The organism is Candidatus Methylomirabilota bacterium (assembly GCA_035709005.1).
Lineage (GTDB): Bacteria > Methylomirabilota > Methylomirabilia > Rokubacteriales > CSP1-6 > 40CM-4-69-5.
In genome coordinates this window covers 1-13,973 of sequence record DASTFB010000009.1, presented here as the reverse complement: position 1 = coordinate 13,973, position 13,973 = coordinate 1, and the positions used below count along the sequence as shown (strand labels likewise).

13 protein-coding genes are annotated in these 13,973 nt (G+C 70.9%); 7 read left to right on the top strand and 6 right to left on the bottom strand.

Going from position 1 to position 13,973, the window contains the following annotated elements; genetic code table 11:
* A partial coding sequence (locus tag VFR64_01815) for a hypothetical protein (protein HET9488482.1) occupies window positions 1-219 on the bottom strand: 219 nt, incomplete at its 3' end.
* A gap of 433 nt (window positions 220-652) precedes the next feature.
* Here VFR64_01815 and VFR64_01810 point away from each other — a divergent pair.
* Window positions 653-1,045: a hypothetical protein gene (locus tag VFR64_01810; GenBank protein ID HET9488481.1), complete on the top strand. Its 393-nt coding sequence runs from the start codon at window positions 653-655 to the stop codon at window positions 1,043-1,045.
* 16 nt (window positions 1,046-1,061) lie between these two features.
* Here the strand turns inward: VFR64_01810 and VFR64_01805 are convergent, their stop codons facing one another.
* The 5 genes from VFR64_01805 to VFR64_01785 form a co-directional block, all read right to left on the bottom strand.
* Window positions 1,062-2,606: an AAA family ATPase gene (locus VFR64_01805; protein HET9488480.1), complete on the bottom strand. Its 1,545-nt coding sequence runs from the start codon at window positions 2,604-2,606 to the stop codon at window positions 1,062-1,064.
* 6 nt (window positions 2,607-2,612) lie between these two features.
* Entirely contained in the window at window positions 2,613-3,698 is a 1,086-nt protein-coding gene (locus VFR64_01800; protein HET9488479.1) for an ABC transporter ATP-binding protein, read from the bottom strand.
* A 22-nt stretch (window positions 3,699-3,720) separates the two neighbouring features.
* On the bottom strand, window positions 3,721-5,424 hold the full coding sequence (locus VFR64_01795) for an iron ABC transporter permease (GenBank protein HET9488478.1): 1,704 nt from the start codon (window positions 5,422-5,424) through the stop codon (window positions 3,721-3,723).
* Entirely contained in the window at window positions 5,417-6,439 is a 1,023-nt protein-coding gene (locus VFR64_01790; GenBank protein ID HET9488477.1) for an extracellular solute-binding protein, read from the bottom strand. The genes VFR64_01795 and VFR64_01790 overlap by 8 nt, the downstream gene beginning before the upstream one ends.
* A 68-nt stretch (window positions 6,440-6,507) precedes the next feature.
* On the bottom strand, window positions 6,508-7,302 hold the full coding sequence (locus VFR64_01785; GenBank protein HET9488476.1) for an inositol monophosphatase family protein: 795 nt from the start codon (window positions 7,300-7,302) through the stop codon (window positions 6,508-6,510).
* A 68-nt stretch (window positions 7,303-7,370) separates the two neighbouring features.
* Here VFR64_01785 and VFR64_01780 point away from each other — a divergent pair, with 68 nt between their 5' ends.
* Genes VFR64_01780 through VFR64_01755 form a run of 6 tightly spaced genes read left to right on the top strand, consistent with a single transcriptional unit; the run spans window position 7,371 to window position 13,945 of the window.
* Window positions 7,371-8,312, top strand: a complete 942-nt coding sequence (locus VFR64_01780; GenBank protein ID HET9488475.1) for a 2-dehydropantoate 2-reductase — start codon at window positions 7,371-7,373, stop codon at window positions 8,310-8,312.
* Window positions 8,313-8,353: 41 nt separating this feature from the next.
* On the top strand, window positions 8,354-10,054 hold the full coding sequence (locus VFR64_01775; GenBank protein HET9488474.1) for an ABC transporter ATP-binding protein: 1,701 nt from the start codon (window positions 8,354-8,356) through the stop codon (window positions 10,052-10,054).
* Entirely contained in the window at window positions 10,047-11,828 is a 1,782-nt protein-coding gene (locus VFR64_01770) for an ABC transporter ATP-binding protein (GenBank protein ID HET9488473.1), read from the top strand. The genes VFR64_01775 and VFR64_01770 overlap by 8 nt, the downstream gene beginning before the upstream one ends.
* Window positions 11,795-12,124 (top strand): MGMT family protein, encoded by a 330-nt coding sequence (locus tag VFR64_01765; GenBank protein HET9488472.1) that lies wholly within the window; start codon window positions 11,795-11,797, stop codon window positions 12,122-12,124. Before VFR64_01770 ends, VFR64_01765 begins: the two co-directional genes overlap by 34 nt.
* 10 nt (window positions 12,125-12,134) lie before the next feature.
* On the top strand, window positions 12,135-13,166 hold the full coding sequence (locus VFR64_01760; protein HET9488471.1) for an LLM class F420-dependent oxidoreductase: 1,032 nt from the start codon (window positions 12,135-12,137) through the stop codon (window positions 13,164-13,166).
* A gap of 17 nt (window positions 13,167-13,183) precedes the next feature.
* Complete coding sequence (locus VFR64_01755; GenBank protein HET9488470.1) at window positions 13,184-13,945, top strand: glucose 1-dehydrogenase; 762 nt, start codon at window positions 13,184-13,186, stop codon at window positions 13,943-13,945.
* Window positions 13,946-13,973: the final 28 nt, after the last annotated feature.

Here is a 13,973-nt window from a genome sequence, read left to right as displayed (position 1 = left end):
GCCCTGGCGCCAGGGCGTTGAGCCCTCGTCGGGGTCCACCGCAGGCGATGCTCGTCGTTCCCCGCCCGGCGGGGGCGCCACCTCGAGGAGGCCGGCGGCCGGGATGCCGGTTCGGTCCGCGTAGGCTTCCCAGAACGCGCTGTCCTTGATCTCTTCGGGCTCGTCCCACTGCGCGGCTTCGGAGACCGCGCCACGCGGTACCGCCGCCGTATCGATCAAGCCATGTCCGCACTCGTGGCAGAATTTACTCGCGGACGGGTTCGTTGCTCCGCAACGCTGACAGCTCGACCGCTGCATGCGACGGCCGCAGCCGCCGCAGTATTTGGCGCCGATCGCCTCTTCGGCCTCACACCGGGGGCACCCCATAGCAAACCCTCCTGCAATGACCCAGCCCGGTGGCCTCGGATCATGATCTGCCTCGCGACACTGCGGTCAACGTGACACCATGGCTGGGTGGTTCGGCGCGGCCCTGTGGGGCCGCGCACGCCAAGTGTGCGACGGATGCCAGACGACCGCCAGTAGAAAAAGTTCTCGATCCGGGGGCAGTGGCCGAGCTTGCGCAATCGCGTGCAGACGTAGTACGAGGTCGTGAGAAACCACGCATGGGCCAGCGAGGATGGACAAGCCCCCAGGCTGCACGCTCGAGCCGCCGATGACGGCACCGCCCATCGGCCCGGGATCGAAAGTGAGCGACGTGCTCGCCCGCTATCCGGCGACCGGGGCGATCTTCATCCAGCACGGCCCCTTGTTCGAGGTGCAGCCTGGGCAGCCCTCGCCTCAGTACCGGGAGCTGACGATCGAGCAATACGCTGCGCGCCACCGCCTGGACCTGCTTGTCCTGCTCCACCAGCTGAATGCCGAGGCGACAGCCGCCGACGCGGCCTCCCGCCCGCCGGGTCACCCGTCCTCCGGGCGGGCCCGGGCGTCTCGATGGGGGCCGCCGGCCGGCCCGCTGGGCTACACGGGGGCCTACCGCGAGCTGTCGGGCGCCGACATCGAAAGCGAGCCGGTGGTCGCCCGCCAGTCCGTCCACGGCCCCGAGTGAGACACGACAGCCGCGCTCAGCGCGCCAGGCTCGCCTGCACGGCCTGGACCTGAGTAGCCACCGGCTGCGTGGTGAGCACGGCCACGTGCTCGTCGTCGGGCAGCTCCGTGATCGGCTCGAACTCGCGCCGGATCCGATCGAGAAGGTCTTCGGTCGCGTCGGACACGGTGACGGCCGCGGCGCGGGCGCGCAGACGGTGGCGCAGCGTCGAGTCGTCACAGATGGCCTCCACGAAACGAAACGGACGCTGGTGGCGCCGGGCCAGTTGCCGGGCGCGAAGGCGCAGGTCGCGCTCGCGAAACGTGGCGTCGAGGATGACACCGCGGCGGGAGCCCAGCACGACGTCGGCGCGGCGAAACAGCTCGGCGAACGTCCGGGCCGTGAACGCCGGCGCGTACGCCGCGGCCGGCGCCGGCTGCGTCGCCGGCACGCCGGCCAGGGCCTTCCGCGTCCGGTCCGAGGCGATCACGGGCACGCCGAGCGCGCGGCCGAGAGCGTCGGCCAGCGTGCTCTTGCCCGCCCCGATCAGGCCGCCGACCGCGATCAGGGGCGGGCTCGTCGTCGGCGCTTCGGCATAAGCCCGGGCCAGCCCGAACAGTCGCTGCGCCTCCTGGGACTTCCGTCGCGCCTTGTCGGGGTCGGTCGAGGCGTCGGCGGCGAGAAAGCAGGCGACCTTGGCCCGGACCCAGGCCCGATAGGACAGGTACAGGTCGACGACGGCATAGAGATCGTGGTCGTCGGACTCCGTCGCGAAGGCCGCGAGGAAGCTCGCGGCCAGGTCGGGGCGAGCGCGTGCGTCGAGCTCCATCGCCAGAAACGCCACATCGGCGGCGACGTCGGCATTGCGGAAGCGGTCGTTGAACTCGATGGCGTCGATGACGATGGGGTCGGCCGCCTCGAAGTAGACGTGCTCGAGCCGGAGGTCGCCGTGGCCTTCGCGGATATGCCCTCTCGCCCGCCTGGCCTCGAAGTCGGCGGCGTGCTGCTCGAGACGTTCCAGTTGCCAGGCCCGGACGACCTGCAGAGTCTCGGCGGTCAGGAAGCGGCCGACGAACGGCTGGACCTGGGCGAAGTTCTCCTCGACGTTGGCCCGGATGATGTCGAGCGACCCGAATGCCGGTGCGGTGGCGGCGCCGGCGTAGAAGGCGGCCAGCCGGCTGGCCAGGCGCGCCAGTCGCTCGTGGGTGAGGGCCCCGCGCCGCAGCAGCGCCTCGGCGCTCGCCTCGTCGGACACGCGGCGCATCCGCACGGCGTGATCCACGACGCGGCCCGGCCCGACGAAGGAGTAGCGTCCGTCGTCCCGGCGGACGGGCTCTACGCCGATATAGACGTCGGGGGCCAGGCGACGGTTCAGGCGGATCTCCTCCTCGCAGAAGTGTCGCCGTCGCTCGACCGTGGTGTAGTCGACGAAGCCATAGTCTACCGGTCGCTTGAGCTTCCACACCTCGCGGTCGGTGATGAAGACCCACGAGATGTGCGTCGCGATCACGCTCACCCGGGCAGGTCGCGGCGGGGGATACGCCTCGGGCCGAACGAGGTCCTCCAGCAGATCGCCTGGCATCGCACCTCAGTCGCCGGCGTCGGCGAGCGGCACGCACGCCGTCGCCGGGACCTCGAGCAGCACCGCCTCACCGGGGCGGAAACCGAGTCCGGGCAGGGTCGTGACACGCAAGCGGACGTCGCTTGCTTCGATCGTCACTTCGTAGTCCACGGCGTCGCCGAGGTAGGTCGCTCGCTCGATGCGACCTCGAAGGAGGTTGGTCCCGCCCTCACTGCCCGAAGCGACGGGTCGCAACGTGATGGCGTGGGGGCGAAGGGACACGGCCACCGACGTTCCCGGCTTGAGGTCCGCGGCGGCCACTCGCAGGCGGAACCCGCCCTGGGCGATGGTGTCCGGTCCCGCCGCCGTCGCTTGGATGAGGTTGGTCCGGCCCACGAATGCCGCCACGAACCGCGAGCGGGGCTGCTCGAAGAGCTCGCGGGCGGTGCCGACCTGGACGACCCGGCCTCGCTCGAGGACCGCGATTCGGTCCGAGATCACCATCGCCTCGGCCTGGTCGTGGGTGACGTAGAGGGTCGTGATGCCGAAGTGCTCGTGCAGGCGCCGGATCTCGAAACGCATCTCTTCCCGGAGGTTGGCGTCCAGGTTGCTCAGGGGTTCGTCGAGGAGGAGGATCTCGGGCTCGATCACCAGCGCCCGGGCCACGGCCACCCGCTGTTGCTGGCCTCCCGACAGCTCGCCCGGGTAGCGTGATTCGAAGCCCCCGAGCTGCACGATGTGGAGCATCTCGCGGACTCGCCGCTGGCGCTCGTCGCGGGAGAGCGCGCCCCTGAAGCGCAGCCCGTAGGCCACGTTCTGGGCCACGGTCATGTGAGGCCAGAGGGCGTAGCTCTGGAAGATCATGGCCATTCGACGGCGCTCGGGGGGAACGACGCTGGCCGGTGAGGACAGACACTGCTCGCCCACCCAGATCTCCCCCGCATCGGGCTGGAGGAAGCCCGCGACCAGACGCAGCGTGGTGGTCTTGCCACAGCCGGAAGGGCCGAGCAGCGCGACCAGCTCGCGCGGCTTCACCTCGAGGGAGAGCCCGCGCACGGCGGCGACATCCTCGCCGTAGCGCTTGGTCAGGTCCTTCAGGAGGATGCCAGGCATCTCGTCTCCGCCGGCCGACGCCTCACTGCCGAACCCCCATGAAATCGCGGCCCAGGACCCGCTGCATGAGGATGACGGTGCCGAACGTCATCACCAGCATGAAGAGTCCCAGAACGGCGATGGCGCCGAACTGCCCTTCCTCCTTGAGATCGAAGATCACGACCGACATCACCCTGGTGCCCGGCGTGAACAGGATGATGGAGGCCGACAGCTCGCGGATCACACCGATGAAGATGAAGCACCACGTGGCGATGATGCCGCTTCTGGCCAGCGGGGCGGTGATCTCGCGGAGCACGCGCAGACGTCCGGCCCCCAGGATGCGGCCGGCGTCCTCCAGCTCGGCATGCACACCCTTGAACGTGGCATCGGCCTGCGAGTACCCGACCGGCATCTCCTTGGTCACGTAGGCGACGAACAGGATCCACAGCGTACCGTAGAGCAGAAACGGGGGACGGGTGTAGGCGATGAACAGGCCCACGGCGAGCACCACCCCGGGGATGACGATGGGGGCCAGGGCCAGGAAGGCCAGCACCTGATGGCCGAGGATCAGGCGCCGGTTGGCCACATAGGCCAGGAGCGCGGCCAGGCCGGCCCCCACGGTGGCGGTCAGCACCCCCAGCTGCAGCGTGTTCAGGATGGCCGACCTGGTGGCGCTGTACTCGAAGAAGGTGAAGGCGAGGTTCCCCGCCGTCAAATTGTCCCAGGTCAGCGGCTGGGCCCACGCTCGAGTGAAGGCCGCCTTGGCCAGGATGCCGTACGGCAGGAAGATCGCGCAGGCCAGCACGGCCAGGCCGCCCACGAGCGCGGGATAGCGCCAGACGCCGAGCGGGATGTTGCGCCGCTGGCCTCCCTTGCCGCCGACGGAGGCGTAGCCCCGCCGGCCCAGGAGGCGCTTCTGGAGCTGGAGCAACAGCGCGGTGGCCAGGAGCAGGGGAATCGAGAAGGCCGCGGCCATCTCGACCTTGGGCGGGTAGTGGAAGAACGCCCAGATCTGCGTGGTGATGGTGTGGAAGCCGGCCGGGAGCGCCAGCATCGCCGGCGACCCGAACAGGGCCAGGGCCTGCAGCACGGCCAGGATGAACCCGCTCAGAATGGCCGGGGCGACCAGCGGCAAGGTAACGGTCGCGGCCACCAGCAGTCGCCCGGCGCCCAGGACCGAGGCCGCCTCCTCGAGGTCGGACGCGATGAGACCGAGCGTGTTGACGATCATGATGTAGACGTACGGGAACGTGTAGATCGTGACCACGAAGACCAGTCCCGGCATGGTGAAGATGTTGAAGAGCGGGTCCGCGCTGCCGGTGACGCTGCGATAGATCTTGTTGAGCAGGCCGGCGTTGGGCCCGGCCAGCATCACCCAGGCGAAGGCGCCCAGGAACGGAGGCGTGACGAACGAGGCCATGATCAGCCCGCGCATCAGCCCCTTGCCGGGCAGGTCGGTCCGCGCCGTCAACCAGGCCAGGGGCGCCCCCACGGCGAGCGAGGCCAGTCCCACCCAGAACGCCATCACCACGGTGTTCCAGAGCGCCTTCTGGAGCTGGGCGTCGCGGAAGACCGCCCCGTAGTGCGCCAGGGTGGGACCGCCCTCGCTGCTGACGCTCACCCAGCCGAGCCAGCCCAGGGGCAGGGCCATGAGCACGATGAGCGTGACCGCCGCCAGGATCCACACGGCGACGGAGCGCTCCATGGCCATGGCCGGCCAGGCTCGCCGGGCCAGGGTGTCAGGCACCGAAGAACTCGACGAAGCGCTTCTTGATCTCCTCGTTGCGCTGCTCCAGCTCGGAGGGATCGACCTGCAGCAGCTTGAGCTCGGAGAGCTTGGGCCTGTCGGCCGGATACTTCACCTCGGGGTGCCCGGTGTAGAGCCCCTCGCTGTCGGCCAGGGTCTGCTGGACTTCCCGGCTGAAGGTGAAATCGGTGAAGAGCTTGGCCGCATTGGGATGCGGGGCGAAGGCCGTGATGGCCGTCGGGGAGACGATGAGGGGCACGCCTTCCCGGGGCATCACGATCTCGATGGGATTGCCCTTCTTCTTCGTGGCGTAGGCGTTGTAATCGGCGGTGTTGGCGGCCACCGGCCGCTCGCCCGACGCCACCACGCCCGGCGGATCGACGGCCGACTGCACGATCATCGGCTTGTTGGCGGCCAGCTGCTTGAAGTAGTCCCAGCCGTGGAGGTTCACCAGGGCGAGGACGTGGGTGGCGATGACGCCGCTGTACCCGGGATGGGCGGTGACCAGCTTCCCTCGCCACTTGGGATCGAGCAGGTCCTTCCAGGTCTTGGGCGCCTCGGCCGCCGGCACGATCTTCGGGTTGTAGGCGATGACGGAGACGGTGGCCCGGAGGCCGTAGTGATAGCCGTCCTTGTCCTTGAATCCTGCCAGCAACCGGTCGGCCCCCGCCGGGGTGTACTTCATGAGCAGCTTCTTGTCCTTGAGCAGGACGAAGTGTCCGGCGTCGGAGGTATGCACGACGTCGGCGTTCTTGATGTTGGCCTGCAGCTCCTGCATGAGGCGCTGCAGCACCCGCTGAGAGCCGGTTCGATGCACTTCCACCTTGATGTCCGGGTAGGCCGTCTCGAACATTCTGGCCACCTTCTCGGCGCTGCCCAGGGCCAGCGAGGTGTACCAGACGACCTTGCCTTCCTTGCGAGCTCCCTCCAGGTGGGGGCTCTGGGCCACGGCCTGAGCCGCACTGGCCACGAGCATGAGGACCGCTACCCCGATCATGCAGATCACACGCGTCATCCTGTCCCTCCATCCCGGCGGCGCCGCCGGGTGTCTGCCGCGCACTGTCGCCGCGGCGCGTGCCGACGTCAAGGGCCGACGTGCCGGGCCGTCTTGAGCACGTCCAGCATGGCCCCGTGGATGCGTCCGTTGCTGGCCACCACCGCGGGGGCGTCCAGGTCCAGCGGCCCCCCGCGAAGATCGGTCACCTGCCCACCCGCCTCCTCCACCAGGAGGCTGCCGGCGGCGACGTCCCACGGGCCCAGGCGCAGCTCCCAGTAGCCGTCGAAGCGCCCAGCGGCCAGCCAGGCCAGGTAGAGCACCGCCGAGCCCAGGCGGCGCACCGCCTGCGCGCAGACGCTGAAGGCGGCGTACTCGGCGAGGTTGTTGTCCGGCGTCTCCCGGATGTTGTAGGGGAACCCCGTGGCCAGCAGGCTTTCGTCCAGCACCGCCGTCGACGACACGGCGAGCCGCTCGTCGTTCACGAAGGCCCCGGCGCCGCGTTCGGCCACGAAGAGCTCGTCTTGGTTCGGGTCGTAGACGACGCCCACGATCACGTGCCCGGCCTCCTCGAGGGCGATCGACACGGCGAAGATCGGAATCCCGTGAGCGTAGTTGGTCGTGCCGTCCAGCGGGTCGACGATCCAGCGCCGGCCCGAGCGGCCTGGACGCGCGCCGGCCTCCTCGGAGAGCACCGCATCGTCGGGGAAGGCGGCGGCCAGCCGCCCGAGGATCAGGCGCTCGGCCCGCGCGTCCATCTCCGTGACGAGGTTGGTCGGCGAGCCCTTGTAGGTGATCTGCCGCCGGCTCGGCAGCTCGGACTTCAGGAGGTGGCCGGCGCTGCGCGCGGCGTCGATCGCCACGCGTGACTCGAGCGACGTCATGTCGACGGCGCCAGCCTACCACACGGATCCTTGACAACCAACGGACGCTCCGGGAGCATGGGACGAGCGTGAACGGGTTGCGGATCGTCATCGTCGGCGCCGGCGGCGTCGGAGGCTACTTCGGCGCGCGATTGGCCCAGGCCGGCGCGCCGGTGACCCTCGTGGCTCGTGGCGCCCACCTGGCCGCCATCCAGCGCGACGGGCTGCGGGTGTCCTCCACCGTCGAGGGCGACTACACGGTCAAGGTCGAGGCGGTCGAGCGGCTTGCCGGCCGGGCCCCCGCCGACGTCATCGTGCTCTCCGTGAAGTCCTTCGACACCGAAGCGGCGCTGGCCGCGGCGGAGCCGGCGCTGGGAGCGGACACCGCGGTCCTGTCGTTGCAGAACGGCGTCGTGAACCTCGAGCTGGTGCAAGCCCGCGTGGGCATCGCCCGCACGCTGGGCGGCGCCGCCTACGTGTTCGCCGAGCGGGTGGCGCCCGGCGTGATCGCCCACCGCTTCGCCGGCCGGGTCGCGTTCGGCGAGCTCGACGGTCGCATCAGCCCACGCCTCGAGCGGCTGCGCGCGGCATTCGCCCTCGCCGGCGTGCCCGCGGAGGTGTCCACGGACATTCGCCGCGTGGTCTGGGAGAAGTACCTCCTCATCTGCGCCCAGGCCGGGATCACGGCGGTCACGGGCTGTCCTTCGGGCGTCGTGCGCGCCGTGCCGGAGACCTGGCGCCTCTACCGACTCCTCCTCGAGGAGCTGGCCGCCCTGGCCGCCGGGGCCGGCGTGCGGCTCGGGCCGGACGTGGTCGAGCGTATCCTGGCGGCGGCCTCCGCGCTCGGTCCCGACACCCGATCCTCGCTGGCCGACGACCTCGCCGCGAGCCGCCGGCTCGAGCTGGAGGCCCTGCACGGGTATGCGGTCAGACTCGGCCAGCGGCTCGGGGTGCCGACGCCCTCGCTGTTCGCCGTGTACGCGGCGCTCAAGCCGCGCGCGGAGGGCGCCCGCGGTCGAGGGACGGGCTGAGTCCGAGGTCGGCATCGCTGGCGCGCCCGCTGGCGCGCTACGTGGCCCGCTACGGTGTCCGCTACGGCGCCGGCGTGATCTGCCTGTCGACGGCCACGCTGCTGAGCCTGCTGATCCCCCGCACGGTGCAGCGCGCCGTGGAAGCGCTGGAGCGCGATCCGGCCGTGGCCCCCATCGCCAGCTTCGCCGGTCTCATCCTGTTCATCGCGCTGGGCAACGGCGTGACCCGCCTGGCCTCGCGCTTCCTCATCATCGGCAGCGCCCAGCGCGTCGAGAGCGACATCCGCGACGAGCTCTATCAGAGCCTGCTGCGGTTTCCTCCCGACTTCTACGCCCGGCACGCCATCGGCGATCTGATGGCCCGGGCCTCGAGCGACATTTCGGCGGTCCGATCGCTGGTCGGTTTCGGCGGGGTGAGCCTGATCAGCACGCTGCTCGCCTTCGTCGGGGCGCTGGCCGCCATGATCGCCGTCGATCCCTGGCTGACCCTGTGGGCGCTGGCGCCGTACCCGCTGCTGGCGTTGCTGGCCCGGGGCGCCAACGTCGCCATCCACGAGCGGACCCAAGCCGCTCAGGAACAGCTGGGCGTGCTGTCGGCCCGTGTGCAGGAGACGCTGGTCGGCATCGGCGTCGTCCGCGGCTACACGATGGAGCCCCACGCCACTGCGGAGTTCGATCGGGCTAACCGCGAGCATCTCCACCGCACGGCGGCCCTGGCCCGCACGCTGTCGGGGTTCGTGCCCCTCAGCGGCCTCGTCGCGGGACTCGGTGCCCTCATCGCGCTGTGGCTCGGAGGCCGCGCCGTGATGGAGGGCCGACTGACCCTGGGAGCGCTGGTGGCGTTCAATGGCTACCTGGCCTACCTGGCCTGGCCGACGCTGGCCCTGGGCTTCACGCTGTCCCTGGCCCGGCGGGGGCTCACCTCGCTGGCGCGGATCCAGGAGATCATCACGGCGGCGCCGCCACCGGAGCCGGCCGGGCCGCCTCCGCCCGCTCCGCTGGCGATCCGCTTCGTCGGGCTGACGTTCGCCTACGAGGGCCGCGGACCGGCGCTGCGCGATGTCAGCTTCGCCGTGGCCCCGGGGGAGGTGGTGGCCCTGGTGGGGCCCACCGGCAGCGGCAAGTCGACGATGGGCACGCTGCTGGCGCGGCTGTGGGAGCCGCCGGCCGGCACGGTCTTCATCGCAGATCGCGACGTTACCACCATCAGCCGGGGAAGCCTTCGCGCGCTGCTGGGCTACGTGCCTCAGGAAGCGTTCCTCTTCTCCCGCTCCATCCTCGACAACGTCACGCTGGGGCGGGATGGGGTGACGCGGGAGGCGGCTGGTGCCGCGGCGGTGGTCGCCGGGGTCGCGGACGAGGTCCAGGCGTTCCCGGCCGGGTGGGACACGGTCGTGGGTGAGCGCGGCCTCACCGTCTCGGGCGGCCAGCGCCAGCGCCTGGCCCTGGCCCGAGCGCTGGTCGGAGAGCCGCGCATCCTGGTCCTCGACGACGTCTTCGCCAGCGTCGATGCGGCCAAGGAAGACGAGATCAGCTGGGGTCTGCGGCGGGCGGCCGCCGGCCGGACCGTGCTGCTCATGACGCATCGATTGCGCGCAGCGCGCGCGGCCGACCGCATCGTGGTGCTCGTCGAGGGACGCATCGCCGAGTCCGGGACGCACGAGGAGCTGGTCGCGGCAGGCGGCGCCTACGCGCAGCTCTGGCGTATCCAGCAGCTGGAGGAGGAGATCGCGCGTGCCTGAGCCGGAGCTCGAGGACGTCGTCGGCCGCGTCTTCGACCGCCGGCTCGTCGCTCGTCTGGCCCAGGTCACCCGTCCGCACGCGCGGCTGCTGGCGGCGACGGGGCTGCTGTTTCCCTTCATCGCCGGGCTGGAGCTGCTCCAGCCTTACCTCCTCAAGGTCGCCATCGACGAGCACATCCTTCGTGGCGATTGGGTCGGGTTGACGGGCGTGGCCACGGTGTTCCTGGGCGTGTTGCTGGCCCTGGCCGGCGGCCGCGCCGCCGAGTCTTACCTGATGCACCTGGCCGGACAGCGCGTGATGCACGATCTGCGCGGCCGCCTGTTCCGGCACCTCCTGCGCCAGGAAGCCGCCTTCTTCGACCGCAATCCGGTGGGGCGGCTCATGACCCGGGTCCTGAACGACGTGGAGGCGATCAGCGAGGCCTTCACCAGCGGGCTGGTGGCCGTGGTGGGGGACGTGATCACGCTGGCCGGCGTGGTGGCGGTGATGCTCTGGATGGACTGGCGTCTGGCCCTGGTCACGTTTTCGCTCATGCCGCTGCTGGGCGGGGGGGCCGCCTACTTCCGCGTGCGGGCCCGCGACGCCTACCGTACGGTGCGGCGCCGCCTGGCCCGGCTCAACGCCTTCCTGCAGGAGTCGCTGCAAGGGATGACCGTCATCCAGCTCTTCGGCCGCGAGGCCCACGAGTTCACCGCCTTCCGCCGGCTCAACGCCGAGCTGCGTCGGGCCATGTTCACCTCAACGGTGTGGGAGGCCTCGCTCTACGCGTCGGTAGAAGCCCTGGGCTCGGCGGCGCTGGCCTTGCTGCTCTGGTACGGCGCCGGCCAGATCACCGCGGAGGCCCTGTCGTTCGGCACGCTGGTCGCCTTCATCCAGTACACCAACCGCTTCTTCCTGCCGATTCGCGACCTGGGCGCCAAGTACACCGTCATGCAGGCCGCCATGGCGTCTTCGGAGCGTGTGTTCGCCCTGCTCGATCGCGAGCCCGCCATCGTCACGCCGCCGGCGATTCCCCCGGCGGCCCGGCCCGCCGCGCCGGCCGTCGCCCTGCGGGGCGTGTGGTTCGCGTACACCGGCCAGGACTGGGTCCTGCGGGACTGCTCCTTGGAGGTGGCGCCGGGAGAGCACGTCGCCCTGGTGGGCCCCACCGGCGAGGGCAAGAGCACGTGCGCGCGCCTGCTGAACCGGGCCTACGACGTGCAGCAGGGGCAGGTGCTGGTGGCCGGCGTCGACGTGCGGGAGTGGGATCTGGAGCGACTGCGCCGGCACGTGGGCGTCGTGTTCCAGGAGACGGTGCTCTTTTCGGGCACGGTGGAGGCGAATCTCATGACCGTCGCCGACGGCCGGGTGAGCCGGACCGATCTGCTCCGGATCCTGGAAGCTGCGCGCTGCGGGCCGCTGCTCGAGGTGCTGCCGCGCGGGCTGGAGGAAGAGCTCGTCGAGCGGGGCGCCAATCTCTCGCACGGCCAGCGCCAGCTCCTGGCCATCGCCCGCGCCCTCGTGTACAATCCCGCCGTTCTCGTTCTCGACGAGGCGACGTCGAGCGTGGATCCGGAGTCCGAGGCGCTGATCCGGCACGCCATCGCTGGCCTGGCGGAGGGCCGAACGACGATCACCATCGCCCACCGGTTGTCGACGGCGCAGCGCGCGGATCGTATCCTCGTCCTGCACCACGGGCGCATCCACGAGGAGGGACGCCACGCCGAGCTGCTGGCCCGCGGCGGCGTGTACGCGCGACTGTGGGAGCTGTCGACCAGCGCGCGCCCGGCCTGAGCTTCGTCCGTGCGGTGTGGCGGCTGGTGCGCCGCATCCCGCGGGGCCGGGTGGCGACGTATGGTCAGCTGGCCGCGCTGCTGGGACGGCCGGGCGCGGCGCGGGCGGTGGGGCAGGCGATGCGACGCTGCCCGGACGACGTTCCCTGGCACCGTGTCGTCAACGCCCGCGGCGGGATCAGCGTGCGGGCTCGCATGAGCGGCATGCTCACCCAGCGATTGCGTCTGCAAGCGGAAGGACTTGCCCTGCGGGGCGGCCGCGTGGCGCTGGCGCGTCACCGCTGGTTCCCGCGATGAGGAGCGTGCCATGAGGCTGGCGCTGCACCTGAGTTATTCGGGCCCCGCGCTGGACCTCGACATGGCCAAGGTGCTGGAAGCGGAGCGGCTCGGGTACGACTCCGTCTGGACCGCCGAGGCCTACGGCTCCGACGCGGTGACGCCGGCGGCCTGGATCGCGGCCCGCACGGAGCGCATCCACGTGGGCACCGCCATCATGCAGATCTCGGCGCGCACGCCGGCCATGGCGGCCATGACGGCGATGACCCTGGATGCCCTCTCGCACGGGCGGTTTCGCATGGGGCTCGGGGTCTCGGGGCCCCAGGTGGTAGAGGGATGGCACGGTCAGCCCTTCGGCCGGCCGCTGGCGCGAACCCGCGAGTACGTGCACGTCGTGCGCGCGATTCTCCGGCGCGACAAGCCGCTGGAGTTCCGTGGCGCGTTCTACCAGATTCCCCATACCGGGCCGGGGGCCACGGGGCTCGGCAAGCCGCTGCGCTCGATCCTCCACGGTCGGGCCGACCTCCCCATCTACCTGGCCGCGATCGGCCCCAAGAACGTGGCCCTGGCCGCGGAGATGGCCGACGGCTGGATCCCGACCTTCTTCGCCCCCCGGCACATGAGGATGTTTCGGGAGTGGCTCGATGAGGGCTTCCGGGCGGCGGGCGGCCCTGCGGTCAAGCCGGTCCAGCGCTTCGACATCATGCCGTCGGTCGGCGTGGTCGTGGGCGACCGCGTGGACGCCTGCCGGGCCAAGGTCAAGGGCCGCCTCGCTCTCTACGTCGGCGGCATGGGCGCCCGGGGAATGAACTTCTACAACGAGCTGGTGCGGCGCTACGGCTACGAGGAGGCGGCCCGCACGATCCAGGATCTGTACCTGAGCGGCCGCAAGGCCGAGGCCGAGGCCGCCGTGCCGGACGCGCTCGTGGATGACGTCGCGCTCTGCGGGCCGCGCGAGCGCATCCGGGAGCGGCTCGCCGACTGGCGGGCGGCCGGCGTGACCACCCTGATGATCGGCGGCGATGCGACGGCCGTTCGCACGATGGCCGAGCTCGCGCTCTAGGCTCCGGGAGGACGACGATGAGGTTGAAGGATCGGGTGGCGGTCATCACGGGGGGCGGCTCCGGCATCGGTGCGGCGACGGCGGTGGCGATGGCGGCGGAGGGAGCGCGGGTCGTCGTCGCTGACCTCAACGAGGCCGGCGCCAAGGCGACGGTCGAGCACATCGAGAAGGCGGGGGGACGCGGGCTGAGCCTGCGTGCCGACGTCACGGTGGCCCGGGACAACCAGGCGATGGTCGAGCGCGCCCTGGCCGCCTTCGGGAGCCTCGACATCTTCTACGCCAACGCCGGCGTGCCCCAATGGAAGCTCGACATCGAGGACGTCGACGAGGAGGCGTTCGACCGGATCATGGGGGTGAACGTCAAGGGCGTGTGGCTGGGCGCCAAGTACGCGCTGCCCGTGATGAAGCGTCGAGGCCGCGGCGTCTTCCTGGTGACGGCGTCGACGGCGGCGACCCGGCCCCGGCCGGGGAGCCAGACCTACGCGGCGTCCAAGGGCGCCGTCCTGACGCTCACCAAAGCGCTCGCCCTGGAGGCGGCTCCCCACGGTGTGAGGGTGGTGGCCATCGCTCCCGTGGCCACGCACACGCCGATGCTTCCGACCTTCATGAACAAGAAGGAAGTGGACGAGGAGGGTCTGGCCCGCTACGTGGCCACCGTTCCCCTGGGCCGGCTCAACCAGCCGGGCGACATCGCGCGCGCCGCCGTCTTCCTGGCCTCGGATGACGCCGCGATGATCACCGGCAGTTGCCTCGAAGTCGACGGCGGCCGGTGCATCTGAGTCGCGCCGGACGGCGAACCCGGGGGTT

Excerpts from the sequence above, each read along its gene's own strand:
- VFR64_01785 (HET9488476.1), bottom strand. The coding sequence starts at position 7,302 with ATGACGTCGCTCGAGTCACGCGTGGCGATCGACGCCGCGCGCAGCGCC.
- VFR64_01790 (HET9488477.1), bottom strand. The coding sequence starts at position 6,439 with ATGACGCGTGTGATCTGCATGATCGGGGTAGCGGTCCTCATGCTCGTG.
- VFR64_01810 (HET9488481.1), top strand. The coding sequence starts at position 653 with ATGACGGCACCGCCCATCGGCCCGGGATCGAAAGTGAGCGACGTGCTC.
- VFR64_01755 (HET9488470.1), top strand. The coding sequence starts at position 13,184 with ATGAGGTTGAAGGATCGGGTGGCGGTCATCACGGGGGGCGGCTCCGGC.
- VFR64_01800 (HET9488479.1), bottom strand. The coding sequence starts at position 3,698 with ATGCCTGGCATCCTCCTGAAGGACCTGACCAAGCGCTACGGCGAGGAT.
- VFR64_01805 (HET9488480.1), bottom strand. The coding sequence starts at position 2,606 with ATGCCAGGCGATCTGCTGGAGGACCTCGTTCGGCCCGAGGCGTATCCC.
- VFR64_01760 (HET9488471.1), top strand. The coding sequence starts at position 12,135 with ATGAGGCTGGCGCTGCACCTGAGTTATTCGGGCCCCGCGCTGGACCTC.